This window comes from Rhizobium sp. PRIMUS64, assembly GCF_023006465.1.
In the GTDB taxonomy this organism is placed as follows: domain Bacteria; phylum Pseudomonadota; class Alphaproteobacteria; order Rhizobiales; family Rhizobiaceae; genus Rhizobium; species Rhizobium leguminosarum.
The window spans coordinates 40,970-64,524 of record NZ_JALBGX010000023.1; the positions used below are offsets into that span (position 1 = coordinate 40,970).

The 23,555-nt window shown below is 60.8% G+C and carries 22 protein-coding genes; 9 read left to right on the plus strand and 13 right to left on the minus strand.

The features are described 5' to 3' along the window. Window positions 1-64: 64 nt before the first annotated feature. A complete protein-coding gene (locus MOV76_RS12325) occupies window positions 65-1,915 on the plus strand; it encodes a DUF2264 domain-containing protein (RefSeq protein WP_247264620.1) in 1,851 nt (616 codons plus the stop codon). A gap of 47 nt (window positions 1,916-1,962) precedes the next feature. Here the strand turns inward: MOV76_RS12325 and MOV76_RS12330 are convergent, their stop codons facing one another. After that, window positions 1,963-2,469, minus strand: coding sequence for an HIT family protein (locus tag MOV76_RS12330; RefSeq protein ID WP_047620770.1), 507 nt, complete (start codon window positions 2,467-2,469; stop codon window positions 1,963-1,965). A 249-nt stretch (window positions 2,470-2,718) separates the two neighbouring features. Here MOV76_RS12330 and MOV76_RS12335 point away from each other — a divergent pair, with 249 nt between their 5' ends. Both MOV76_RS12335 and MOV76_RS12340 read left to right on the plus strand, forming a co-directional pair. After that, window positions 2,719-2,982 (plus strand): hypothetical protein, encoded by a 264-nt coding sequence (locus MOV76_RS12335; RefSeq protein WP_018245941.1) that lies wholly within the window; start codon window positions 2,719-2,721, stop codon window positions 2,980-2,982. 44 nt (window positions 2,983-3,026) lie between these two features. Further along, on the plus strand, window positions 3,027-3,296 hold the full coding sequence (locus MOV76_RS12340) for a hypothetical protein (protein WP_018245942.1): 270 nt from the start codon (window positions 3,027-3,029) through the stop codon (window positions 3,294-3,296). Between the two features lie 148 nt (window positions 3,297-3,444). Here MOV76_RS12340 and MOV76_RS12345 read toward each other — a convergent pair whose 3' ends face one another. The 4 genes from MOV76_RS12345 to MOV76_RS12360 all read right to left on the minus strand — a co-directional run bounded on the left by MOV76_RS12345 (window position 3,445) and on the right by MOV76_RS12360 (window position 5,005). Then, on the minus strand, window positions 3,445-3,864 hold the full coding sequence (locus MOV76_RS12345; protein WP_032981504.1) for an HD domain-containing protein: 420 nt from the start codon (window positions 3,862-3,864) through the stop codon (window positions 3,445-3,447). Between the two features lie 5 nt (window positions 3,865-3,869). Further along, window positions 3,870-4,196 carry a DUF2934 domain-containing protein gene (locus MOV76_RS12350; protein WP_026188723.1) on the minus strand — a complete coding sequence of 109 codons (327 nt, stop codon included), beginning with the start codon at window positions 4,194-4,196 and terminating at the stop codon, window positions 3,870-3,872. 53 nt (window positions 4,197-4,249) lie between these two features. Beyond that, entirely contained in the window at window positions 4,250-4,606 is a 357-nt protein-coding gene (locus MOV76_RS12355; protein ID WP_018245945.1) for a hypothetical protein, read from the minus strand. 108 nt (window positions 4,607-4,714) lie between these two features. Continuing rightward, window positions 4,715-5,005 carry a hypothetical protein gene (locus MOV76_RS12360; RefSeq protein ID WP_130729566.1) on the minus strand — a complete coding sequence of 97 codons (291 nt, stop codon included), beginning with the start codon at window positions 5,003-5,005 and terminating at the stop codon, window positions 4,715-4,717. 351 nt (window positions 5,006-5,356) lie between these two features. Between MOV76_RS12360 and groES the strand changes: the two genes are divergently transcribed. The 3 genes from groES to MOV76_RS12375 all read left to right on the plus strand — a co-directional run bounded on the left by groES (window position 5,357) and on the right by MOV76_RS12375 (window position 7,771). Continuing rightward, window positions 5,357-5,671 carry a co-chaperone GroES gene (gene groES / locus MOV76_RS12365; RefSeq protein WP_018245947.1) on the plus strand — a complete coding sequence of 105 codons (315 nt, stop codon included), beginning with the start codon at window positions 5,357-5,359 and terminating at the stop codon, window positions 5,669-5,671. A 159-nt stretch (window positions 5,672-5,830) separates the two neighbouring features. Next, a complete protein-coding gene (gene groL, locus MOV76_RS12370; protein ID WP_018445053.1) occupies window positions 5,831-7,459 on the plus strand; it encodes a chaperonin GroEL in 1,629 nt (542 codons plus the stop codon). A gap of 54 nt (window positions 7,460-7,513) precedes the next feature. After that, window positions 7,514-7,771 carry a hypothetical protein gene (locus MOV76_RS12375; RefSeq protein WP_112907257.1) on the plus strand — a complete coding sequence of 86 codons (258 nt, stop codon included), beginning with the start codon at window positions 7,514-7,516 and terminating at the stop codon, window positions 7,769-7,771. On the opposite strand, the gene MOV76_RS12380 is transcribed toward MOV76_RS12375, so the two are convergent. Together MOV76_RS12380 and MOV76_RS12385 are read right to left on the minus strand one after the other, a co-directional pair. Next, window positions 7,752-8,501 (minus strand): SDR family oxidoreductase, encoded by a 750-nt coding sequence (locus MOV76_RS12380; protein WP_247264621.1) that lies wholly within the window; start codon window positions 8,499-8,501, stop codon window positions 7,752-7,754. The two genes, MOV76_RS12375 and MOV76_RS12380, sit on opposite strands and share 20 nt — an antisense overlap. After that, entirely contained in the window at window positions 8,494-9,243 is a 750-nt protein-coding gene (locus MOV76_RS12385; RefSeq protein WP_113542737.1) for an SDR family NAD(P)-dependent oxidoreductase, read from the minus strand. Before MOV76_RS12385 ends, MOV76_RS12380 begins: the two co-directional genes overlap by 8 nt. Before the next feature lie 98 nt (window positions 9,244-9,341). Here MOV76_RS12385 and MOV76_RS12390 point away from each other — a divergent pair, with 98 nt between their 5' ends. After that, window positions 9,342-12,401 carry an FAD-binding and (Fe-S)-binding domain-containing protein gene (locus tag MOV76_RS12390; RefSeq protein ID WP_247264622.1) on the plus strand — a complete coding sequence of 1,020 codons (3,060 nt, stop codon included), beginning with the start codon at window positions 9,342-9,344 and terminating at the stop codon, window positions 12,399-12,401. A 45-nt stretch (window positions 12,402-12,446) separates the two neighbouring features. Beyond that, the gene (locus MOV76_RS12395; RefSeq protein ID WP_018245953.1) at window positions 12,447-13,178 is read left to right on the plus strand and encodes a FadR/GntR family transcriptional regulator; all 732 of its coding nucleotides are present in this window, start codon (window positions 12,447-12,449) and stop codon (window positions 13,176-13,178) included. A 204-nt stretch (window positions 13,179-13,382) separates the two neighbouring features. Here MOV76_RS12395 and MOV76_RS12400 read toward each other — a convergent pair whose 3' ends face one another. From MOV76_RS12400 to MOV76_RS12425, 6 genes are read right to left on the minus strand one after another with little or no spacing between them, the layout of a single operon-like run. Continuing rightward, on the minus strand, window positions 13,383-15,068 hold the full coding sequence (locus MOV76_RS12400) for a thiamine pyrophosphate-binding protein (RefSeq protein ID WP_247264623.1): 1,686 nt from the start codon (window positions 15,066-15,068) through the stop codon (window positions 13,383-13,385). Between the two features lie 21 nt (window positions 15,069-15,089). Next, a complete protein-coding gene (locus MOV76_RS12405; protein ID WP_247264624.1) occupies window positions 15,090-16,283 on the minus strand; it encodes an FAD-binding oxidoreductase in 1,194 nt (397 codons plus the stop codon). Between the two features lie 9 nt (window positions 16,284-16,292). Next, the gene (locus tag MOV76_RS12410) at window positions 16,293-17,105 is read right to left on the minus strand and encodes an NAD(P)-dependent oxidoreductase (protein ID WP_047620786.1); all 813 of its coding nucleotides are present in this window, start codon (window positions 17,103-17,105) and stop codon (window positions 16,293-16,295) included. 12 nt (window positions 17,106-17,117) lie between these two features. Continuing rightward, window positions 17,118-18,329: a pyridoxal phosphate-dependent aminotransferase gene (locus MOV76_RS12415; RefSeq protein ID WP_047620787.1), complete on the minus strand. Its 1,212-nt coding sequence runs from the start codon at window positions 18,327-18,329 to the stop codon at window positions 17,118-17,120. Further along, window positions 18,326-19,993: a hydantoinase B/oxoprolinase family protein gene (locus MOV76_RS12420; protein WP_047620790.1), complete on the minus strand. Its 1,668-nt coding sequence runs from the start codon at window positions 19,991-19,993 to the stop codon at window positions 18,326-18,328. The genes MOV76_RS12415 and MOV76_RS12420 overlap by 4 nt, the downstream gene beginning before the upstream one ends. A gap of 10 nt (window positions 19,994-20,003) precedes the next feature. After that, complete coding sequence (locus MOV76_RS12425) at window positions 20,004-22,085, minus strand: hydantoinase/oxoprolinase family protein (RefSeq protein ID WP_210069487.1); 2,082 nt, start codon at window positions 22,083-22,085, stop codon at window positions 20,004-20,006. A 307-nt stretch (window positions 22,086-22,392) separates the two neighbouring features. Between MOV76_RS12425 and MOV76_RS12430 the strand changes: the two genes are divergently transcribed. After that, on the plus strand, window positions 22,393-23,508 hold the full coding sequence (locus tag MOV76_RS12430) for an ABC transporter substrate-binding protein (RefSeq protein ID WP_247264625.1): 1,116 nt from the start codon (window positions 22,393-22,395) through the stop codon (window positions 23,506-23,508). Window positions 23,509-23,555 lie beyond the last annotated feature (47 nt).

Genomic DNA, 23,555 nt, shown 5'->3' on the forward strand with positions numbered 1-23,555 from the left:
TCGACGGCCGCGGGTTACCATCCGCCCGCGGCCGATCGGGTTTTTCATGAATTTCGAGCTGACAATGATATATGATCCCGCCCGGGCCAATCCGCTTTTCGGCAATCCCCTGAAGACACGCGACGACCTCTCCAAGGCCGTCATCGATCTGTTCGAACCGCTGCTGCCGTATTTTTCCGAAGGCGGCGCTCGTGTGCGCCTCGGTGCAGCCGGCGCGATCTTCGACCGGGCAGCGGCGGAACTGGAAGGATTTGCGCGGCCGCTCTGGGGAATTGTTCCGCTCGCTGCCGGCGGCGGTGCGTTCCCGCATTGGGAGCTCTATCGGCGCGGGCTCGCAAACGGCACCAATCCTGCTCATCCCGAATATTGGGGCGATCTTACCGACCGCAATCAGCGGCTGGTCGAGCTCGCCGCCGTCGGCTTCGCCCTGGCGCTTGTCCCCGAGCATATCTGGGAACCGCTTGACGACAGCGATAAGAAGACGGTCGCTGCCTATCTTCTCAGAGCGCGCGAGCTGGAATTCATCGACAACAACTGGAAATTCTTTCGTGTGCTCATCGATCTCGGGCTGGAACGCGTAAGCGTGGCGTTCGATCACCGGAAAACCCTCGCCTATCTCGAAGAACTGGAAGCTTTCGACCTCGGGGAAGGCTGGTATCGCGACGGACCGGTCCGGCGGGTCGATCATTACATTCCCTTCGCCATGCATTTCTACGGCCTGATCTATGCGGTGCTGGCGCGAGGCGACGAGGCGCGCAAGGACCGCTTCCGGCGTCGCGCCCAGACCTTTGCCGGGGATATCCGCCACTGGTTCGGCCCCGATGGCGCGGCACTTGCCTTCGGCCGCAGCCAGACCTACCGCTTCGCGGCGGGCGGCTTTTGGGGCGCGCTTGCCTTTGCCGGCGTCGAAGCGCTGCCCTGGGCTGAGATCAAGGGCTATTACATGCGCCATATCCGCTGGTGGTCGGCGATGCCGATTGCCGAGCGCGACGGCGTTCTCTCCGTCGGCTACGGCTATCCGAACCTCTTCATGAGCGAGAGCTACAATTCTCCCGGGTCACCCTATTGGGCGCTGAAATTCTTCCTGCCGCTCGCTCTTGCGGGGGATCATCCGTTCTGGACCGCCGAGGAGGCGCCGCAGCCGGAATTTCCGGAGCCGGTCGCTTTGACGCCGGCGGGAATGGTCGCCATGCACACGCCGGGAAACGTGGTTGTGCTCTCCTCGGGGCAGCAGCACGACAAGATGCTCGGCGCAAACGAGAAATATTCGAAATTCGTCTATTCCACGCGCTACGCTTTCAACATCGAAGCCGACGACCGGAATTTCTCCGCCGCAAGCTTCGACGGCATGATCGGTCTCTCAGACGACGGCGTCCATTTCCGCATGCGGGAAACCCTCGAAGAGGCGTTGATAACAGGCGACCTGCTCTATTCGCGCTGGCGCCCCTGGAACGACGTCACCATCGAAACCTGGCTGCTTCCCGAAAACCCGTGGCACATCCGCCTACACCGCATCGCTACGCCGCGCGCCCTCAGCACCATCGAAGGCGGCTTTGCGATCGAACGCGCGGATTTCAATGCCGACCGCTCCGATGCAAGGGATGGCCGGGCTGTCTGGTACGGGCAGACCGACGTCAGCGCTATCGTGGATCTATCGCCCAATCCGAGGGCCGGCCATGCGATGAGCCCGATCCCAAACACCAACCTCATCCACGCCAAGACCCTGCTGCCGCAGCTGCGCGGCGAAATCGGCCCCGGAACCATCGTGCTCGCAACTGCGGCAATGGCCCTGCCCAGTCGCGAGAATTGGGCAAATGCGCTCGATAACCCGCCCGCCAACCCCCGCCTCGACGAGGTGGAGCGGCTCTTTCGAGAGAAAGGCGCGGGGGTGCCGGCATTCGCTCTCGGGACGTAGCTCGGAGGCACTGGCTTCCGGGTTTCAACCGCGAGCCGGACGGTTGATTATCGGGCGGTCAACTCGGAACGATATGCTTCGGCAATGCGCTGCGCCAACTGTGCCATTTGATCGTCAGGTATCTGCAGAACCCCGTACTCCGCCATCAGCGCGTGGTATTGCTGCTCTTCAAGAGGCACACCAGAGGGTAAGGGAACGACATGAAAATGCAGGTGGCTATTGGCTTGCTGGCTGCCGAGCGAAAGCACATAAATTCGTTCGGCGTCGAACACGCTTTTGAGCGCGCGAGACAAAATATGCACATTCTCCTGTAGTCGAAGATATTCATCGGTCGACATGTCTCGCGCCAGATCCTCGAGGTGCTCCCTCGGACAGACAAGGCAATAGCCGGGCAGAGTGGGATACTTGCTCAGGAAGATGATCGTCTCGTCGTCTTCAAAAACGCGATGATGAAAGAAGTCGGGGTCATTCCTGACCAATCCGCAGATAAAGCATGACCTTGTTCCGATGTCGTGCACATAGGCCCTGAGATCAAATGGTCGGCGTTCGTTCATCCTGAACCTCCGTCGTCTCTCGCGCGGCGGTCGCGGACGCCTGAACTATTGCGAAAGCCATTGCCGGAAAAATAACACGCGCCAAAACCGGTGGCCAACCGTAATATTTTCGGATTACTCCAAATAATTATATTTATATCTTCGGTAGAAATAGCAAAACACCCCCTCATCGCAATATTGTTGAACTAAAGTTTAGCAAAGCGTAGTGATGTACTGGCCTTTCATTTTTCAAGGCCAGAGGAGGATGCAATGCCTACCATAATGGTCCATCACAATGTCAAAGACACGAAGCACTGGCTCGCTTCACCCATCCGCAAGCAGGTATTGGAACCGATTGGCGTCACGAACATTCGCACGTTTACAGACCCTCAAACGTCTAATCGCGTTGGTTTGGTCATGGACGTTGCTGATATGGAAAAGTTGATGGCCTTCATGCAGACCAAGGCAGCGGCCGATGCGATGGCGAATGATGGTGTCTTGCCCGAGACCATGGTGTTCCTCGTGCAATCGTAAAACGCCTCTCAACCAAACCTGGAAATGCAACGCGGGAGGATGATATGACGACGTTATTCGTAAGGCACGAGGTCTCCGATTACGCCGCCTGGCGCAAGATATATGATGCGTTTTCGCCGGTGCAGAAGGCCAATGGGGTGACGGCGCAAGCCGTTTATCGAGCCATCGACAATCCGAACGATATTACCGTCACCCACGAGTTTGCCACGCTTGAAGCGGCGCAAACGTTCAGCAAGCTGGACGAGCTGAAGACGGCGATGCGCACGGGAGGCGTGCTCGGCGCGCCGACCGTGTGGTTTACCAACAAAGCATGAAATAGAGCCAACGACCTCCGCCGCTGCAAGCGGAGGCCAGGTTGCAGTCGCGCTCGGCACATGACATGGAAGCCGAGCAGTGCGCTCTTGCGCCGATTGCCAACCTTGGTGGCAGTTGCAGGCGAACTGCGCAAATTTGTCCGAACTCCTATTGTCCGTTCCTGATGTCGCGCAGAAGATCCAGGCCGCGCTGGTATTTTTCCGTTTTCTTGCCAGCTTGTTCGGCCTGCCGGAGATTATCTTCGAGATCGGCCCGTTTGACGGGCAAGGCCAGCGGGTTTGATGCCGCACGTCTGACGAAGTCGTCATCCGGCTCGTCCGGCCGCCTTGTCAGAGCATTCACCGCCGAGATGATCGCCGGCGGAAAGCCTTCTTCCCTCAGCCTGTCGAGCGTCCAGCCGCTTCCCTTCTCGACGACGTCATGAAGATAGGCGACCGTTCGCGTCTCGTCACCGGAAACCAGAAGGGCTACCCGCTGGCAGTGCTCGAAGAACGGCCGGCCGGTTTTGTCCGCCTTACCTTCATGGGCCGTAAGAGCAATCTGGATGGCATGGTCGAGATGCTGCATGGCGATCACGGTCCCTCGGTCTTCCTGATCTTCCGTCGGGAAGGCTTTTCGCCCGTCGTCATCTCGATGCCAGGGACGGGAGCCACGGCGGCCTGGACAGGCCTCGCCGGCCGCCGATCGAGATCGCCGCTCTCACCGGCGCCTTGAAGCAGCGCTGCATCATCCCTATCGTCTTCATCGAGCAGGTTCTGCAGCGTCTCATGCTCATCCTCGCCGGCAAGTTCGTCGCAGGCTTGAAGCCAATGGCGCTCGTCGGCGCCATCCGGGCGGCCCTCGGCCTCCCAGATCTCGTAGGCACGGCGACGGATCTGCTCGTGCTTGTCTATAGCCATGATCGCCTCCAAGGGCATTTGATGAGCCATCCGAGGAACGGGCCCAGTCGCTTTCACGGCGTGTTGACGGTTGGAAGAAAATCCTCCACCTGTTTGCGCTTGCCCTTCGAAAGCGTCTCCACCCGTTCCTTCCAGAACCGCTCGGCCTCGGGTGGATCCTCATCCCATTGGCGAACATCGGTGATGTTGTCGTCGATCATGGACCGACGGTGGCCGCCAAGGCTGAGATATTCTTTCGCAAGCTTCAGGCTTGGGGTTTCAGTGCCGCTATCGCGATCTGATGTCGAACTCACGTTGCGCCGGGCATTTTCCAATGCTCGCTTGCGATCGGTCTCGGCTCGCTCCGTATCGGCGGAACGAGCGTCATCTGTCCCGCTCTCGGGCGGCACGTTGGATCTGGAAGTCATCATGGATCACCTCTCGATGTTGTGATCCAATAACCTTTGCAAGCAGTGAGAGTTCCGCGTGGGTTGCGATTGATTTGAGCGGGCGATCGAGCCGCACCGTCCGGGCGGCAATCAATGAACGGCCATACTCACCATTCGATAGGGGTGCACGGCCTCGAATTGCGAGATCATCGCCGTCGCCTGCTGAAATACGAGCTCGGCATTTTCTGGATCGTCACGGGCGAGTTCATCGGCATTGACGCGGATCGCTTCAGCCATGTTGTTGGAAAGCGTCGCGAAATGCGTATTGCCTTCGACGTAGGCCTCACGCGCCGTGTCCTCCAGCGTTCTAGCGATATCGACGAGGATTTCCTCGCGTTCTTCGATACTGAGGTCTTTGATTATGTTGGTCTTCTCTTCCATGTCACTCACTCCAAAAGACGTGGGACGCTGCTCGAGCTCATTAAGCCTCGATCATCAAAGAGTTGGGAACGCCGAAATCCGGATTCAAGTTCAGTATAGCTCGAACTCGCCTCCGGTACGGCGCCATCGCCTTCATCATTCGAACGCGGGAGCCGATTTTCTGTTCCCTGCCAGGCGTTGGCACTCACGGGCAGGGAGTGCTAATTTTTCTTTCATCCCTCTTGAATTGCAAAGCCGTCGAACCAAATCATTCTCGCACGGCTCGCGGCTCGCGCGCTGCGCACCCGCCCGGATTGGTCATCCGGTCCGGCTAGGGAACAACGTCATCATTGTTTGTCGATGGAGGAAGACATGTCGTTCCGACCGCTTCATGACCGCATTCTCGTCCGCCGGGTCGATTCAGAGGAAAAGACCAAGGGCGGCATCATCATTCCCGATACCGCCAAGGAGAAACCGCAGGAAGGCGAGGTCATCGCCGTCGGCCCCGGCGCACGCAACGACGCCGGCCAGATACAGGCGCTCGACGTCAAGGCCGGCGATCGCATCCTATTCGGCAAATGGTCCGGTACCGAGATCAAGATCAACGGCGAAGACCTGCTGATCATGAAGGAAAGCGACGTGATGGGCATCATCGAAGCCCAGGGCGAAAAGAAGCAGGCCGCATGAGATCCCTGCGGACATCAGTCAATGCAGGGCAGGAGCGCATCAGCTTTTCATGGAAACGCAGAACCGCTCCAAGCTTTTATTTCTGACGCAATTCCGAACGGAAAAACCGCTACGCACTTTTCCTGGAATTGCTCTGGCTGCCTATGAAGGAGTGAGGACATGGCTGCTAAAGAAATCAAATTCAGCACCGAAGCCCGCGAGAAGATGTTGCGTGGCGTCGACATCCTGGCCAACGCCGTGAAGGCGACCCTCGGCCCGAAGGGCCGCAACGTCGTGATCGACAAGTCGTTCGGCGCCCCGCGCATCACCAAGGACGGGGTTTCGGTCGCCAAGGAAATCGAACTCGAAGACAAGTTCGAGAATATGGGCGCCCAGATGGTCCGCGAAGTTGCTTCGAAGACCAGCGACATTGCCGGCGACGGCACCACCACCGCAACGGTGCTGGCCCAGGCGATCGTCAAGGAGGGCGCCAAGGCAGTTACCTCAGGGATGAACCCGATGGACCTGAAACGCGGCATCGATCTTGCGGTCGCCGCCATCGTCGCGGAACTGAAGGCCAATGCCCGCAAGATCTCAAACAATTCCGAAATCGCCCAGGTCGGCACGATCTCCGCCAATGGCGATGCCGAAATCGGCCGCTTTTTGGCGGAAGCCATGGAAAAGGTCGGCAATGATGGCGTCATCACCGTCGAAGAAGCCAAGACCGCCGAAACCGAACTCGAAGTTGTCGAAGGCATGCAGTTCGATCGCGGCTATCTCAGCCCCTACTTCGTGACTAATGCCGACAAGATGCGGGTGGAGTTCGAAGACCCTTATATCCTCATCCACGAGAAGAAGCTCTCGAACCTGCAGTCGATGCTGCCGGTTCTCGAAGCCGTCGTCCAGTCCAGCAAGCCGCTGCTCATCATCGCTGAAGATGTCGAAGGCGAAGCCCTGGCAACCCTCGTTGTCAACAAGCTGCGCGGTGGCCTCAAGATCGCTGCCGTCAAGGCGCCCGGCTTCGGCGACCGCCGCAAGGCCATGCTCGAAGACATCGCCATCCTGACCGCCGGCACCGTCATCTCCGAAGATCTCGGCATCAAGCTTGAATCCGTCACGCTCGACATGCTCGGCCGAGCCAAGAAGGTGTCGATCGAGAAGGAGAACACCACAATCGTCGACGGTTCGGGCGCCAAGTCCGACATCGAAGGTCGTGTGGCCCAGATCAAGGCCCAGATCGAAGAGACCACATCCGACTATGACCGCGAGAAGCTGCAGGAACGTCTTGCCAAGCTCGCTGGCGGCGTTGCCGTCATCCGCGTCGGCGGCTCGACGGAAGTCGAAGTGAAGGAGAAGAAGGATCGCGTCGACGACGCGCTTCACGCAACCCGCGCGGCGGTCGAGGAAGGCATTCTGCCGGGCGGCGGTGTGGCGCTGCTGCGCGCCGTCAAGGCGCTCGACGCCGTCAAGACCGCCAATGGTGACCAGCGCGTCGGTGTCGACATCGTTCGCCGCGCGGTCGAGGCGCCGGCTCGCCAGATCGCCGAAAACGCCGGAGCGGAAGGCTCGGTCATTGTCGGCAAGCTGCGCGAGAAAAGCGAGTTCTCCTACGGATGGAACGCTCAGACGGGCGAATATGGCGACCTTTATGCACAGGGCGTCATCGATCCGGCCAAGGTGGTTCGCACCGCGCTGCAGGATGCGGCCTCCATCGCCGGCCTCCTCGTCACGACGGAAGCCATGATCGCCGAGAAGCCCAAGAAGGACGCGCCGCCGCCAATGCCCGCCGGCCCCGGCATGGACTTCTAAGGCGTTTGCCGGCCCGCCGGCCTCGCCGGGCGGGCCTCATCCGAGGGAATAGAGATGGTTCAAACGATCAAAAACCGATCGCAGGTGCCGCTGGACTCCCGCGATCTTGAAACCTGCCAGCGCGTCTTCGACAGGCTCAGCGCCGATTACGGGGTGGCAAGGGACAGCGACGAAGCCGAACGAATGGCGAGCATCGTCATCGAGCTCTACCGACAGGGCGTGCGCGACCCCGATCACCTGCAGTCGATGGTCGAGGCGGCCCGCGGCCTCTTCGAAGCGAGCGAGCGCCCGCCTACTGCTCAGGGAATTTGACCATGCTGCCGCCGCCGGTCGCCTGGTCCGTCGGGAAGACCTCTATCCTGGCGACGTCGACGAAGACGGGAAGCTCGATGGCGTTCGAGATGATCGAGGCGATGTGGGAAGGCTGGATCGGACGGTAGCCGTCATAAAGCAGGGTCCGCGCCTGGTTGCCCGCTATTGCGGTTCGATAAAGCTCCGTCTGAACACGGCCCGGCACCACCTCGGTCACTCGAACCGAGGTCCCGAGCAGGTCGCAGCGCAGATTGTCGCAAAACAGGCTGAGCCCGGCCTTCGACGGGCCGTAGGCCGCCATGTTCGGATAGGGTGCCTGGCCGCCGCTCGAACCGATATAGATCAGGTGGCCGCGCTTTCGCTCGACCATAGCAGGCAGGAATGCGCGGGTCAGATGCATCGGGGCTTTGAGATTGATGTCGATCATGGCATCGATCTCGGACGGTTCGATCTCGCTGAATGTCGCCCGTGTCGAGAGAATGCCGGCATTGTTGACCAGGATGTCGACGTCTGTTCCGTGAAGCTGCTTGACGATTTCGGCGGTATCGCGCACATCGGCACGGACCGGCTTCGCCCCGCTTTCTCGCGCCAGTTCCTCGAGCGCCTCTGCGTTTCGGCCAACGGCATAAACCGTCAGCCCCATCTCGCGTAGTTTGCCGACGGTGGCGCGACCGATGCCGCTCGTCGCACCGGTGACAAGGGCGACCTGATAGGGCAGCGGCTCAGACATAGATATAGCCTCCGCTGACGACGACATTTTCGCCGGTGGCATAGGTGTTGCGGCTCGATGCCATCATGACGATCCACTCCGCCATTTCGACCGGCTCGGCCGCGCGGCCAAGCGCGCTGGCCTTGGCCAGCTCCGGAAGAAATCCCAGCTCCCGGGCGCGATCCGTCGCAAAACCGGCAGGAGCGACGGAATTGACAAGGATCTGGTCCTTGGCGCATTCCTGGGCAAAGGATTTCGTCAGACTGACGACAGCCGCCTTGGTTGCGGCGTAATGCGCATTCTGGGGATGAGCCTTGAAAGCATCGACCGAGGTCACGTTGACAATCCGCCCGGTAACCGCAGGCGCGTTCACGTGCTGGCGCATATGAAGAACGGCGGCCACCATCATATGATAGGTACCCTTCACGTTGATCGCATTTTCGAGGTCCCATTCCTCGTCGGTGATCTCGAGAATAGGGCGTCTCGGATAGATGGCGGCGCTGTTGACGAGCACGTGGATCCGACCGAGCTTGCCGGCGATCTCGTTGAACCCGCGATGAGCCGTTTCCGCCCGGGAAATGTCGGCAACCGCCGTTGCCACCTCGGCGCCGAGAGCGCGAAGCGCCGCGGCCGAGACATCGAGCAGTTGCTCATTGCGATCGATGAGCCCAATCCTGGTCGCCCCATGCGAGATCATCAGCTTGGCCGTCGTCAATCCGAGCCCGGAAGCGCCGCCGACGATGATTGCGGTCTGGTTCTTCAAAGTTCCACCTCAGTATTTTCAGTTACGCCGCTAGTATTGTATGTTATCACTTATATGCCAACTTCGACAAAGCTCAAGTGCATTCTGAAGGTCTCGAAATGATTCCACGCCTCCGGCCGAACGGTTCAATCCCCCTTCCCGCTGTGGGATTCTTCCAGCGGCTCATCGAGGCAGGGTTCGATGGCGACATCGAAACCGGTGCGGCGAGCCGGACCGTTTTTTCGACCGACAATTCCATCTATCAGATCGAGCCGACCGGTATCCTCTTCCCCAAGGGCATCGAAGACCTGCAGATTACGGCGGCCGTGCTGTCGGAACCGGCCTTTCGCGGGATCACTGTCGCCCCGCGCGGCGGCGGAACCGGCACGAACGGTCAATCCCTCACGTCGGGCATCGTCGTCGACTGCTCGCGACATATGAATTCCATTCTCGAGATCGACCCGATCAGGAGAATTGCGCGGGTCCAGGCGGGTGTGGTCAAGGATCAGTTGAACCGGGCGCTGAAACCCTACGGCCTGTTTTTTGCGCCTGAACTCTCCACCTCCAATCGCGCCACCATCGGCGGCATGGTCTCCACCGATGCCTGCGGCCAGGGTTCATGCCTCTACGGCAAAACCAGCAACCATGTGCTGGGATTGCGCATCGTGCTTGCGAATGGGACCGACTGGTGGTCGCGCCCGCTCGATCCTGAGGTACTCGCGGAGATCGCCGGGCGACCGGACCGTGTCGGCGAAATCCACAGGACGGTCGACCGCATCGCGCGCGAAAAACGCGACCGGATCGCCGAGATTTTTCCGAAACTCAACCGCTATATGACCGGTTACGACCTCGCTCACATCCGGCGGGACGACGGACGCTTCGACCTCAATGCCATCCTCTGCGGCTCGGAGGGAACGCTGGCGATGATCGCCGAAGCCGAACTCAACCTTCTGCCAATCCCCGCCCATGCGGCATTGATCAACATTCGCTACGGGGACTTCAACACCGCATTGGAGGATGCCCGCACGCTTGTGGCACTCAAGGTCGCCTCGGTGGAAACGGTCGATGAGAAAGTTCTCGGGCTCGCCAGGGGCGACATCGTTTGGACGGGCATTGCCCGCTTTTTTCCCGACAATGCAGGCGGAACCACGAACGGCATCAATATCGCCGAAGTGCTCGCCGACGATGAAGTTGAACTCGAACGCAAACTGGCCGAGGTGACCGCCGCGCTTGCCACGGGCGCGAATGCCCGTCACCTGGGTTATACGATCGCGCGAGATCATGCCGATGTCGAGGCGATCTGGTCGATGCGCAAACGGGCGGTCGGCCTGCTCGGCAATGTGGACGGACCGGTCAGGCCTGTCGCCTTCGTCGAGGACACCGCCGTGCCGCCGGAAAACCTCGCGGCCTATATTCGCGAATTCCGCGCATTGCTTGATGGCGCGGGCCTTTCCTACGGCATGTTCGGCCATGTCGATGCCGGCGTCCTGCACGTGCGGCCTGCCCTCGATCTCACCCGCGATGACCATGTCCGGCTGGTCCGGGAGGTCAGCGACGCCGTCGTGGCGCTGACGCGTAGATATGGCGGCGTGCTCTGGGGGGAGCACGGCAAGGGGGTACGTTCCGAATATGTGCCTGAATTCTTCGGCGACCTCTATCCCAGCCTGCAGGAGATCAAACGGGCTTTCGATCCGGAAAACCGCCTCAACCCGGGCAAGATCGCAACGCCTTCCGGCGGCCAAGCGCTGCTGAAGATCGACGAGGTTCCGCTGCGGGGAGACGTCGACCGCATCATCGGCAACGAGATCCGCGCAGCCTTCGACAACGCCGCCTATTGCAACGGCAACGGCGCCTGTTTCGATTTCGACGAAACGAGCCCCATGTGCCCCTCCTACAAGGCGACACGCGATCGGCGTTTTTCGCCCAAGGGCCGCGCCGCTCTGATGCGGGAATGGCTGAGGCTGCTTGCCGAGAAGGGCATCGATCCCCGCCATGAGGCAAAACGCCTGCGACAGAGCGTTCCACTCGCGAGCTTCGCGCGGCGTGTCTTCAACTCGCTGAATCCTCAAAATCGGGACGACTTTTCCCATGAGGTCCGCGCTTCGATGGATACCTGTCTGGCCTGCAAGGCCTGTGCGGGGCAATGTCCCGTGAAAGTCAGCGTCCCAGCCTTCCGCTCCAAATTCCTGGAGCTTTATTACGGACGCTACCTCCGTCCGCTGAAGGATCCGCTGGTAGCTGCCATCGAGACCACCCTGCCCCTGGTCCATCGGATACGGCCGGCCTACAACCTGGTCGTCGGCACGCGAGCCGGCAGGATGATGATGCGCGTTGCCGGACTGACGTCCCTGCCCCACCTGCCGCGGCTCTCTCTGGCGAAGGAGGCCGCCCGCCTTGGCGTGCCGCTTGCGACCCCTCGGCGGATCGAGGCATTGTCGCCGCGTGAGAGGGAGCAGAGCGTCATCTTCGTCGCCGATGCGTTTACCGCCTATTTCGATCCTGAGGTCGCCCTTGCCGCGATCGGGCTTGCGCGGAAAATGGGGCTTTCGCCGTTCCTCGCCGCGTCCCACGTCAATGGCAAAGCCCTGCACGTTCATGGCTACCTCGGACGTTTCGAGGCTGCGGCCGGGCGGACCGCGCACTATCTTCAGCAGTTGAATGACGCGGGCGTGGTGCTTGTGGGGCTCGATCCGTCGATGACGCTTGCGTTCCGCAGCGAATACAAGGGGGTGCTGAAGGCGAGCATCCTCCTTCCGCAGGAATGGCTGGCCGCCAACCTCGGCCGCCTTGCCGCATCACCCTCCGCCGCCAAAGGCAAGAGCTTCCGGTTGATGGCCCATTGCACCGAACGCACCAATGCGCCCGCCTCCATTGCGCAATGGAAACAGGTGTTCGGCAGCCTCGGCATCGACCTTCAGGCAGCAGAAACGGGTTGTTGCGGAATGGCCGGTACCTTTGGCCACGAGGCCCGCAATCGACCGATCTCCGAGCGCCTCTATGCGATGAACTGGAAGCCGGAGGTCGATGCCGCCGGCGACAACGACAGTCTCATGGCCACCGGATATTCATGCCGCTCGCAGGTGAAGGAAATCGACAACAAGCGCCTCCCGCACCCCTTTCAGGTCATCGATAAGATAATGTCTGAAAGAGCCGACATTCCGCAATCAGACGTGGCATGATATGTGATATGTGCTAAATTTGATCGTGAAAATCGGAGCAAACCAGTGTCAATCATCACGCAACGAGGCAATCTCGCGGAAATCGTCGTTGCGAAGCTGATGGAACGGATCGACTCCGGTCTTTATGCTCCCGGCGAGAAAATTCCGTCAAGTGCCCAGCTGTGCGAAGAGTTCGGCGTGTCCCGAACCGTCATTCGCGAGGCGCTCACCTCTCTCAAGGTTGGCGGACGTGTGACCGCGCGACAGGGTGCCGGCGTCTACGTGAGCGACAAGGACGCAAAGACCCTCAATTTCGAAATCAGCCGCATCGAGGACATTCGCTCCGCGATGCAGATCCTGGAATTGCGGCTCGGCGTCGAGATACAATCCGTCGCCCTTGCAGCGTCGAGGCGCACGCCGGAGGCGCTGGCTGAAATTGCCCGCGCCTACGACAACCTCGAAAACCTGGTGACGGACGATGCCGAGGTCGAAGCACGCGCCGATTTCGAGTTTCACCTTGCGATCGCCCGCGCCACCCGCAATCCTCACTTCCCGAGTTTTCTGGAAGCGGTGATAGAGAGCATCAATTTCGACCTCGTGCTCAAGCATCGCCAATCGGCGCGCGGCTACAGCACCTACCTGAAGAAGATCAACAAGGAACATGCCGCGATCCTGGCCGCCATCACCCAGGGTGATGCCAAGGCTGCGAAGGCCGCGCTGATCGTCCATCTGGAGGAAAGCCTCCATCGATACCGCACGATGCTCAATGAGCCGACGAGCAGCGAAACGGAGAATTAAGTCAGGGGAAGGAAAGGATGATCCGCCTGCTGCGACGTTTCCTGCGCTCCTATCTTACCGTTTTCCACGACCGAAAGGATCAAGGATCAGCGCCGCTGGCTGGCCGTTGGGGATGATCCTTGTCGGCGCCCCTCAAGCGACTTCACTTTCCGCTGGTCTGCTGCGGCGCCGCCCGGCTTTTTGAGGCGGCGCCTTTTCCTGCGATCACTTTCCCTGTGCGATCGCCTGGTCGCGAATTTGCGTCAGGCTCATTTTCGGCGTCAGCGCTTCCGGGTCGATCCGGATTTCGATGAGACCCGGCTTGCCGGAAGTCTCGCAGCGTTGGAAGGCGCCGGCGAAGTCCTCGGTCCTTTCCACGGTCTCACCGTGGAGGCCATAGGATCGCGCCAGCGAGGCAAAGTCAGGGTTCGTCAGGCGAGTGCCGGAGACGCGGCCGGGATACTCACGCTCCTGATGCATGCGGATCGTGCCATACATGCCGTTGTTGATGACGAGGAAGATGACGCGAGCGTCATACTGCATGGCGGTTGCGAGTTCCTGACCATTCATCAGGAAACATCCGTCGCCGGCAAAGGCAACGACCGTGCGCGCGGGATCGGTGATCTTGGCGGCGATCGCCGCCGGCACGCCGTAGCCCATGGAACCGTTCGTCGGTCCGAGCTGGGTGCGAAAGGTGCGATACTGATAGAAGCGATGCGCCCAGGCGGAATAATTGCCGGCGCCGGTGGTCAATATGGCGTCGGGCTTCAGATGGCCGCGCAGCCATTCCATGATATCGCCCATCTGCACCGGACCGGGCACCTCAGGATGCGCGAGATTTTCGAGATAGTCGGCATGGGCCGTCCTGGTCCAGTCCTTCCACACCGGCGCAGCCGGCGGCTTCAGCTTTGCCGCCTGCGACAGGAAACCCGCGACGCTGGCATTGATCGGCAATCGCGCGTGATAAACGCGCCCCAGTTCCTCCGCGCCCGGATGAATGTGAACGAGCAACTGCTTCGGGACCGGAATGTCGATCAGCGTATAGGCGCCAGTGGTCATTTCCCCGAGACGGGCGCCGATGGAGATCAGAAGGTCGCAATCCTTCACATGGCGGATCAGCTTCGGCCCTGCGGCAAGACCGAGGTCGCCGGCATAGTTTTCGTGCGTATTGTCGAACAGATCCTGGCAGCGGAAGGAAGCTGCGACAGGCAGGCAGAAGGCTTCCGAAAACGCCTTCAGGTCGGCAACGGCCTGCTGCGTCCAGCCGGCGCCGCCAACGACAACCATCGGGCGTTTCGCCTCGGAGAGAAGGCCGAGCAATTCCTCGAATTGCGGCGGGCCGGCAAAGCCCTCAACTCGCTTGTAGGGCGGGGTGTCGGCGACATCGACCATATCGGTCAGCATGTCTTCGGGAAGAGCGACGACCACCGGTCCTGGCCGGCCGTTGACGGCTCGGTGGAATGCCTGGCTGATGAGCTCAGGGATGCGGGCGGCATCCTCGATCTCGACGACCCACTTCGCCATCTGGCCGAACATGCGGCGATAATCGATTTCCTGGAAGGCTTCGCGCTCCATCTGATCGCGCGCCACCTGCCCGATGAACAGGATCATCGGTGTCGAATCCTGGAAGGCGGTATGCACGCCCACGGACGCGTTCGTCGCGCCCGGCCCGCGGGTCACGAAGCAGATGCCGGGCCTGCCAGTCATCTTGCCGTAGGCTTCCGCCATGTAGGCGGCGCCGCCTTCCTGCCGGCAGACGATGAATTCGATGGCGTCTTCCACGTCGTGAAGGGCGTCGAGGGCAGCAAGATAGCTTTCGCCCGGCACGCCGAACACGCGCTCGACACCATGGATGCGCAAGGCATCGACGAGCACCTGGCCGCCGCTGCGCTTGGATGTTTCGTTTGTCATCGGGAGCCCCTCTGCTGTTCGTTAAATGACGGCGTCTTCGAGGAAGGGCCGCTGTGCTACTACCCGCTCGTAGCCGAATGGCGATAGATCAAGCGTCTTGAAGCCGCCATAGGTAATCAGTTCCGAGAGACCCCGTCCCATGGCCGGCGACTGCTGAAGACCGTGCCCCGAGAAGCCGTTTGCGAAGAGGAAATTGCTGACCTCAGTATGCGGTCCGAGGACGACATTGTGATCGAGGGTGCAATAGTCGTAGTGGCCGGCCCAGGAATTGACGGCCTTGATCGCCTCGAAGGCCGGCACCCGGTTCGCTAGGATCGGCCAGATTTCCTCGTCGAATTCGTCATGCATGACGTCGAAATCGTTCGGATCTACCTCAGGGTCATGTTTGGGATAGGTGCCCATCAGATAGAACTTGCCCTCGGGCCGGAAGAAAACGCCGGTGGGGTCGATCGTCAGCCCCACCTTTCCTTCCAGGGGCGTTCGGCAATCGACGACGAACAGCGAGCGTCGGCGTGGCTCCACGGGGACGTCGAGCCCGGCCATCCGGGCAATTTTCTTGCCGTTGGTGCCTGATGTATTGACCATTGTGCCACAGGCGATCGTCTGGCCGCTCTTCGTCGACACGGAAACGATGCGGTCTCCCTCTCGGTTGATGGCGACGACTTCGTCTTCGATGTATTCGACGCCGAGCGAGCGCGCCTTCTTGCGAAAGCCCTGCAGCAGACCGACACTGTCGAACCAGCCCTCGCCCCGCTCACCGGTGCTGCCGAGCGTCAATCCTTCGAGGTTCAGCCAGGGAAACCGGCGGCCGAGACCATCCGGATCGAGCAGCGTCACCTCCGCGCCGCACGAGACCTGGGTCTCGTGGTTGCGCCGGAGAACCTGATCGCCGCGTTCGTCCTCGGCGAGGAACAGATAACCGGCCTCGTGAAAACCAATCTCGGGCGTGTCGTCGTCGATGGCGACGTTTTCCTTGAAGTGGCGGATGAACTCCGTCCCGAACTGCGAGACTTTGACATTGATCGCATTCGAGAACTGATGGCGGATGGAGCTGGAAGACAGTGCCGTCGCCGATCGCTGATAGGTCCAGTCCTTCTCGATCACCAGGACCGATCCGTTGAAGTCGGGGTTGGTCGCCAGAAAATATGCCGTCGAACTGCCGACCACTGCACCGCCGACGATCACCACGTCATAGGACGACTTGGAAGCTTGCATCAGGGCGTCTCACTTCTTCTCGTCTTCATAGTGGCCGGCGGCGGCAAAGCTGCCGCCCTGGAAGCGCACCGCCGGATCGTTGGGATCGCCCTGTTTCGTATTCTCGAAAACCTTGTCCGCGTAATCGTCGGCGCTGTCTTCCGGCCTGTATCCGAGCGATGCCGCCGTGCGGTTGTCCCAGAACGCCCGGCTGTTGTTGGACATGCCATAGGCGACCATGAAGCCGACGCGTTCGGCCGACAGGCTCTTTTCGACGAGCTGGCGGCAATCGCGATAGGAAAGCCAGGTGATGAGATGGCGCCGGTCCGTCGGCTCGGGGAAAGACGAGCCGATACGCAGGCTCACGGTCTCGATCCCGAACTTGTCGAAATAGTAACGGCCGAGGTTTTCGACGAAGGTCTTCGACACGCCATAGAGACTATCAGGACGGGTCGGAACATCGCCGTCGATCGTCTCGGTGCGCTCGTAAAAGCCGATGGCGTGAACGGAGCTGGCATAGACGATGCGCTTGACGCCATGCTGCCGGGCCGCCTCATAGATGTTGTAGCTGCCGACGATGTTGGCGTTGAGGATGGTGTTCCAGGGAGCCTCCAGCCCTTGACCACCCATATGAATGATGGCGTCGCAGCCCTCCACGGCTTTCGAAACAGCGTCGAAATCGGAAAGGTCCGCCGGGAAATCCTCCTCGTGCGGCTCGAGGTTCTCGCAGGGCTTGCGTGCAGACAGCCTGAGGATCTTGCCAAGCCTTGTTCCTGACTCGCGCAGCTGGGTTCCCAGAGCGCCGGCCGCGCCGGTCAGAAGCGTGCGCTGATAATCGGTCATCGAATTTTCCCTTTAGCGAAGTTTGGCCAGTGCATCGGCGGTGCGCTCGATGGCAATGGCAAGATTGTCGCGCGATGTCGCGAAGGAAAGGCGAATATAGGGTTCGACACCGAAAGCCGCACCGGGAACGGTGGCGACCTTGCCTTCCCTGAGGAGATAGGAGGCCAGGTCCGTATCGTTGGAAATCCTGGCGCCGTCGGGCGCCGTCTTGCCGATATAGTGGGCGCATTTGGGAAAGAGGTAGAAGGCCCCTTCCGGAGCCCGCACATCAAGACCGGGTATCGCGCTGAAACCCCTAGCGACCAGTTCGCCGCGCGCCTTGTATTCGGCAACCGCCGTCGTGACGAAATCCTGGGGACCGTTGAGCGCTGCGGCGGCCGCAAACTGGGTGATCGAGGACGGGCAGGTCGTGCTCTGGGACTGAAGCTTGTTCAAGGCCCTGGTCAGTTCCCGCGGGCCGGCCGCATAGCCGAGCCGCCATCCTGTCATGGCATAGGCCTTGGATACGCCGTTGATGATGAGCGTGCGGTCCTTCAGCTCCGGGCACGCGACGACGAACGACGTGAAGGGCACGTCGCCGCAGACGATATGTTCGTAGATCTCATCCGACATGATCGCCACGTGGGGATGCCGCGCCAGCACCGCACCAAGCGCCCTCAGTTCGTCCGCCGTATAGATCGCCCCCGTCGGATTGGACGGAGAATTGAACAGGAACCAACGCGTCTTCGGCGTGATAGCTGCTTCCAGCCGCTCGGCTGTGATCTTGAAGGCATCCTCGACACCGCAAGGCACGATCTTCGGAATGCCGCCATGCAGGACGACGATGTCGGTGTAGGAGACCCAGTAAGGCGCCGGCACGACCACCTCGTCGCCGGGCTCCAGCGTGGCCAGGAATGCATTGAAGAGGATCTGCTTGGCGCCGTTGCCGATGGAGATCTCATCCATGGCGTAGTCGAGGCCGTTCTCGCGTTTGAACTTGGCGACGATCGCTTCGCGTAGCTCCACCAGTCCGTCCGGCGCGGTATAGCGGGTAAGCCCCTTGCGCATGGCCTCGATCGCCGCCTGAACGATATGATCAGGAGTGTCGAAATCTGGCTCGCCGAGCGACAGGTCGACGACATGCTCTCCTTTGGCCCGCATCGCCTTGGCGGCGACCGACACCGCCATGGACGGCGAGGATTTGATCGTCGCGACGCGTGTGCTTTCGAATGCAATCATGTTCATGCCTTGCCTCCCTTAGTCCGGCTCCTGCCGTAGGCTTCAGCCTGTTCTTCGGTGATGTATCCATGCTTCAGGTCGTGCTCGATCGCCTCAGCCGGGCGATGTGCCGGATCACCGTAACCGCCGCCGCCCGGAAGCGACAGAACCAGGCGCCTGCCTTCCGGCACGAATTGCAGCCCCTTGCCCTTGAGAACCGTACCGTCGTCGAGCGCGACTGCGCCGGCCGTGCCGCTCAGTCCGCCTTCGCGGCCGCGGGCGGGGTGGCCAAGCCTGTCGAACATGGCGGAGAAGCGGAAGCTGAAGCCTTCGGCCGCTTCGATCTCGATCATCTGGCCGAGACCGCCGCGTTGCGCGCCGGCACCTCCCGACCCCTCGCGCAATTCCTTGCGCCAGATGATGACGGGGCCGACATTCTCCGTCGCCTCGATCGGCATGGTGTGCACGCCGCTCGGAAAGGCGGTGGCGTTCAAGCCATCGAGAGCGGCGCGTGCGCCGGTGCCGCCGGAATTGAACATCAGGATTTCTGCGCCCTTGCCGCCGATCTGATCGGAGACGGGGCGCACGCTCATATGCAGGTTCCAGAGTGCGCTGGCACCTTCCGCAGGCACCTGGCCTGGAAGCGCCTGATGCAGCGCGCCCAGCACGAGATCCGGGACAAAATGGCCGAGAACGTGGCGGACAGCGACCGGCGCCGGCCGCTTGGCATTGAGGATGCAACCTTCCGGCGCCACCACCTCGAAAGGTGCAAGCGAGGCAGCGTTATTTGGAATTTCCGGCGCCACGACGCATTTGATGCCGTAGCAGGCATAGGCCTTGGCATAGACGAGCGGCACATTGATGCCGAACTTGCTCATGCCTGAGGTGCCGTCGAAATCGACCACGATCCCCTCGGGGCCGATGCTCAGCTTGGCGGCGAGATGCACCGGCTCATCATAGCCGTCGAGATCGAGGCTGTAGTTCCAGGAGCCATGCGGCAGCTTCTTCAGCCGCTCCAGCGTTGCCTCGCGGCTGTGCTTGAGGATGAAGCCGCCGATCGTCGACAGATCAGGGAGATTGAATTCCGTCAGCATGTCGACGAGCCGGCGCTGGCCCGTTTCGTTGCAGGCGGCGAGCGCATAGAAGTCACCGACGACCTTATCGTTTTCGCGAACATTGTTTCGGACGATATGGATCAGCGTCCGGTTCAGCTCGCCGCGCTCGAAGAACTTCATGATCGGAATGAAGAGACCCTCTTCATAAACTTCGCGGGCATCCGGCCCGAAACCGCGGCCGCCGACATCGACGACATGCGCCGTCGAGGCGAAATAACCGACCAGCTTGCCGTGATGGAAGGAGGGCGTGACGACGGTGATGTCGTGCAAGTGGCCCGTTCCCTTCCACGGATCATTGGTGATGTAGACGTCGCCTTCAAAGATATTGTCCGGCCCGATGTCGCGAATGAAATGCGCGACGGATTCCGCCATGGCGTTGACGTGGCCGGGCGTGCCGGTAACCGCCTGCGCCAGCATACGGCCTTCCAGGTCGAAGACGCCGGCCGACAGATCGCCCGCCTCGCGCACGGAGGTGGAGAAGGCCGTGCGGATCAGGGTCTGCGCCTGCTCTTCAACGACAGAGATCAGCCGGTTCCACATAACCTGCATATGGATATCGATCATGGATTGGTTCATGTGACTATCCTCAGATCCGGGTTGCGAGAAGGCAGCCGTCGTGCTGAACGATGGCCTTGAAGGAGGAAGTGAGAACGGTTGAGGTCTCACGCTCGACGATGACGGCCGGGCCCTTAATCACGTCGCCGGACTTCAGGCCGGTGCGCTCGTGAATGCCGGCTTCGAGATAGGCGCCTTGGGAGGCCTCGAACAGGCGTCGGGTCTTGCCCGGCTGCACGATATTGCCTTCGGCGACGGAGGGAATGCGTTCGACCGGCGGGAGCGGCGAACTCGCCTTGACCGACCAGCTGACGATCTCGATATCGAGACCCTCGATGGCGCGGCCGAAGAAGCGCTCATATTCCTTTTCGAAAGAGGCCGCGATCGTCTCGGCGCTCGCAGGGTCGAAATTGTCGTCGGCAAGCGGGACCGGGATATCCCAGCCCTGCCCGGCATAGCGCATGAACAGCGTGCGCTCGATCACCGGGGAGCCGGTGTCGAGCCCGCCTTCGACAAAGCCGAGTGCTTCGGCCTTCATGGCTTGCAGCAGGCGGTTGGCCTCTAAATATTCGAAATTCGACAGGCTGAAGACGGCGCTGCGGACGGATTCGTAGCCGAACGGCGCCTTGAGGAAGCCGATCGCGGAACCGACGCCGGCGCCCGGCGGAACGAGGAAGGTCGAGATCCCCATCTTTTCGCAGAGGCGTGCGGCATGCAGCGGTCCTGCGCCACCGAAGGTGATCATGGTGAAATCGGAAATGTTCTTGCCGTTCTCGACGGTGTGGACGCGGCCGGCATTGGCCATGTTCTCGTCGACCATTTCGCACGTGCCGTAAGCGGAAGCCTCCGGGTCGAGGCCGATGACCGCGCCGATATCGTCGCTCATCGCCTGGCGGCTCGCCTCGACGGAAAGCGGGATCGCGCCGCCCGCGAAATTGGCGGGATCGAGCTTGCCGAGGATCAGATCCGCATCGGTCACGGTGGGGTTCTTGCCGCCGCGCTGGTAACAGGCTGGGCCCGGCTCGGAGGCTGCCGAATGCGGGCCGACGCGGATCTGGCGCATTGCGTCGACCGAAGCGATCGAACCACCGCCTGCGCCGATTTCGACCATCTCGACGACGGGAATGGAAATCGGCATGCCGGATCCCTTGCGGAATCGATAGGTGCGCGCGACCTCGAAAGTCTTGGCCGTCTTCGGTACCTGATTTTCGATCAGGCAGATCTTGGCAGTCGTGCCGCCCATGTCGAAGGAAAGAACCGTGTCGAGACCGTATTGACGGGCGATGTCGGCTGCGAAGATCGCGCCGCCCGCCGGACCGGATTCGACGAGGCGCACCGGAAATTCGGAGGCGCTCTCCACCGAGACGATCCCACCGCCGGAGTGGATCATGAAGACCGGGCAGCGGACGCCGATATCCTTCAGCGACACGACGAGACGGTCGAGATAGGATTTGATCGCCGGCTTGACGTAGGCATTGGCACAGACCGTGTTGAAGCGCTCGAATTCGCGCATTTGCGGAGAAACCTCCGACGAGATCGAAACGGAGAGGCCAGGAAGGCGCTTTAGGATCGCATCGCGGACGGCGATCTCGTGTGCGCCATTGGCATAGGCATGAATGAAGCCGATCGCGACACTTTCATAGCCGCCTGCCGCGACCTTCTCGACGACGGCTGCAACCGAAGCATTGTCCAGATCAAGCAGAACCTTGCCCGCTGCATCGATACGCTCACGCACGACGAAGCGGTCGGCGCGCGCGATGAGAGCCGGCGGCAGGGAAATATTGAGATCATATTGCTCGAAACGGTTCTCGGTGCGCATCTCGAGCACGTCGCGAAAACCTTCCGTCGTCACGAAGGCGGTCTTGGCACCGCGCCGCTCGATCAGCGCGTTGGTGGCAAGCGTCGTCCCGTGAATGAGGATGCCGATCTCTGAAAGAGCGATGCCCGCCATGTCGGCGACGGCCTTCACACCCTTGAGGATCGCCCGCTCCGGCGCCGTATAGTCCGTCAGGATCTTCGTCGAGTGAAGCGTCCCATCGATGTCGAGAGCGATATCCGTAAAGGTGCCGCCGATATCGACGCCGACCCGGCAGTTTCGTGGCGTGCTGCTCACCGTCTTGTTCCCCGCTTTCTTAACGTTCGAGGCCGCGCTTGCGCGATCATCAATCCTGCCATTCTTCACTGTTGCAAGCGATGCCGCAACATTTCTGCTTGACGATCTTCGTATATGTCACTTATCATATAAGTGTCAATTAAGAAAAGGATCGAAAATCTCGAAATCCGCTCTTCCACGCAACTTCAGAGAAGAGAAATTACACAACAAAAATAATAGCTTCGTCCTTAATGCGAAGCATGAACGCGGACTGAACCGCGTCGAGAACCACTAAAAACCAGAGAGCTTCAACCAGAGGGAAAAACACATGAAATCCATATCGAGACTTCTTAGCGCCACCGCCGTCGCCTCCGCCTTGGTGTTTTCCAACGCTTTGGCGGCCGACACGATCAAGATCGGCGTCGCCGGCCCCTTTACCGGCGCCAATGCGACCTTTGGCGAGCAGGTATTCAGCGGTGTGTCCGCCTACGTCACCGACGTCAACGCGTCGGGCGGCATCAACGGCAAGAAGATTGAACTGGTGAAGGGTGACGACGCCTGCGAACCGAAGCAGGCCGTTGCCGTCGCAAATCGTTTCGTCGACCAGGACAAGGTCCAGGCGGTGATCGGGCATTTCTGCTCGTCCAACACGATCCCTGCTTCCGAGATCTACAATGATGCCGGCATCCTCGAAATGACGCCGTCCTCCACCAATCCGACCGTCACCGATCGCGGTTTCGACAATCTGTTTCGTGGCTGCGGCCGTGACGACCAGCAGGCCGTCGTCGCCGGCAGCTTCATTCTGGATACGCTGAAGCGGGACAAGATCGCCCTCATCCATGACAAGGACACCTACGGCCAGGGCCTGGTGGACGCCGTCAAGAAGACGATCGAAGCGCGCGGAATCAAGCCTGTAATGTACGAAGGCCTGACCCGTGGCGAACGTGACTTCAATGCGCTCGTCACCAAGATCAAGAGCTCCGGCGCCAATGCCGTCTACTTCGGCGGTCTCATTCCCGAAGGCGGCCCGCTGATCCGTCAGCTGAAGGAGCAGGGTGTCGACGTGGTCATCGTCAGTGGTGACGCTTTCGCCCAGACGGAACTCGTCGCGGCAGCCGGTGGCGCTGAGAATCTCAAGAACGTCTATTATTCGGCAACACCGGACCCGCTGGCGGATCCCTCCACGCAGGGCGTCCAGGATTCACTGAAGAAGGCCAACATCACGCCGGCAAACTACGTGCTCTATGGCTATGCCAATGCGCAGGCCGTCGTTGCCGCGCTGAAGGCCGGCGACCAGCTGAAGGCCCAGGCCGACTATCTCCGCAGCAACACCGTCGATTCCGCCATCGGCAAGATCACCTGGGACGCCAAGGGCGACATCAAGGACTTCAAGTTCGTCTTCTACAACTTCGACGACAAGGGAACCCCTGTCTTGGTGAAGTAAGGCATTTTGCCCGAGCCGGCCGGACCTAAAGCTTGTCGCGCAAAAGT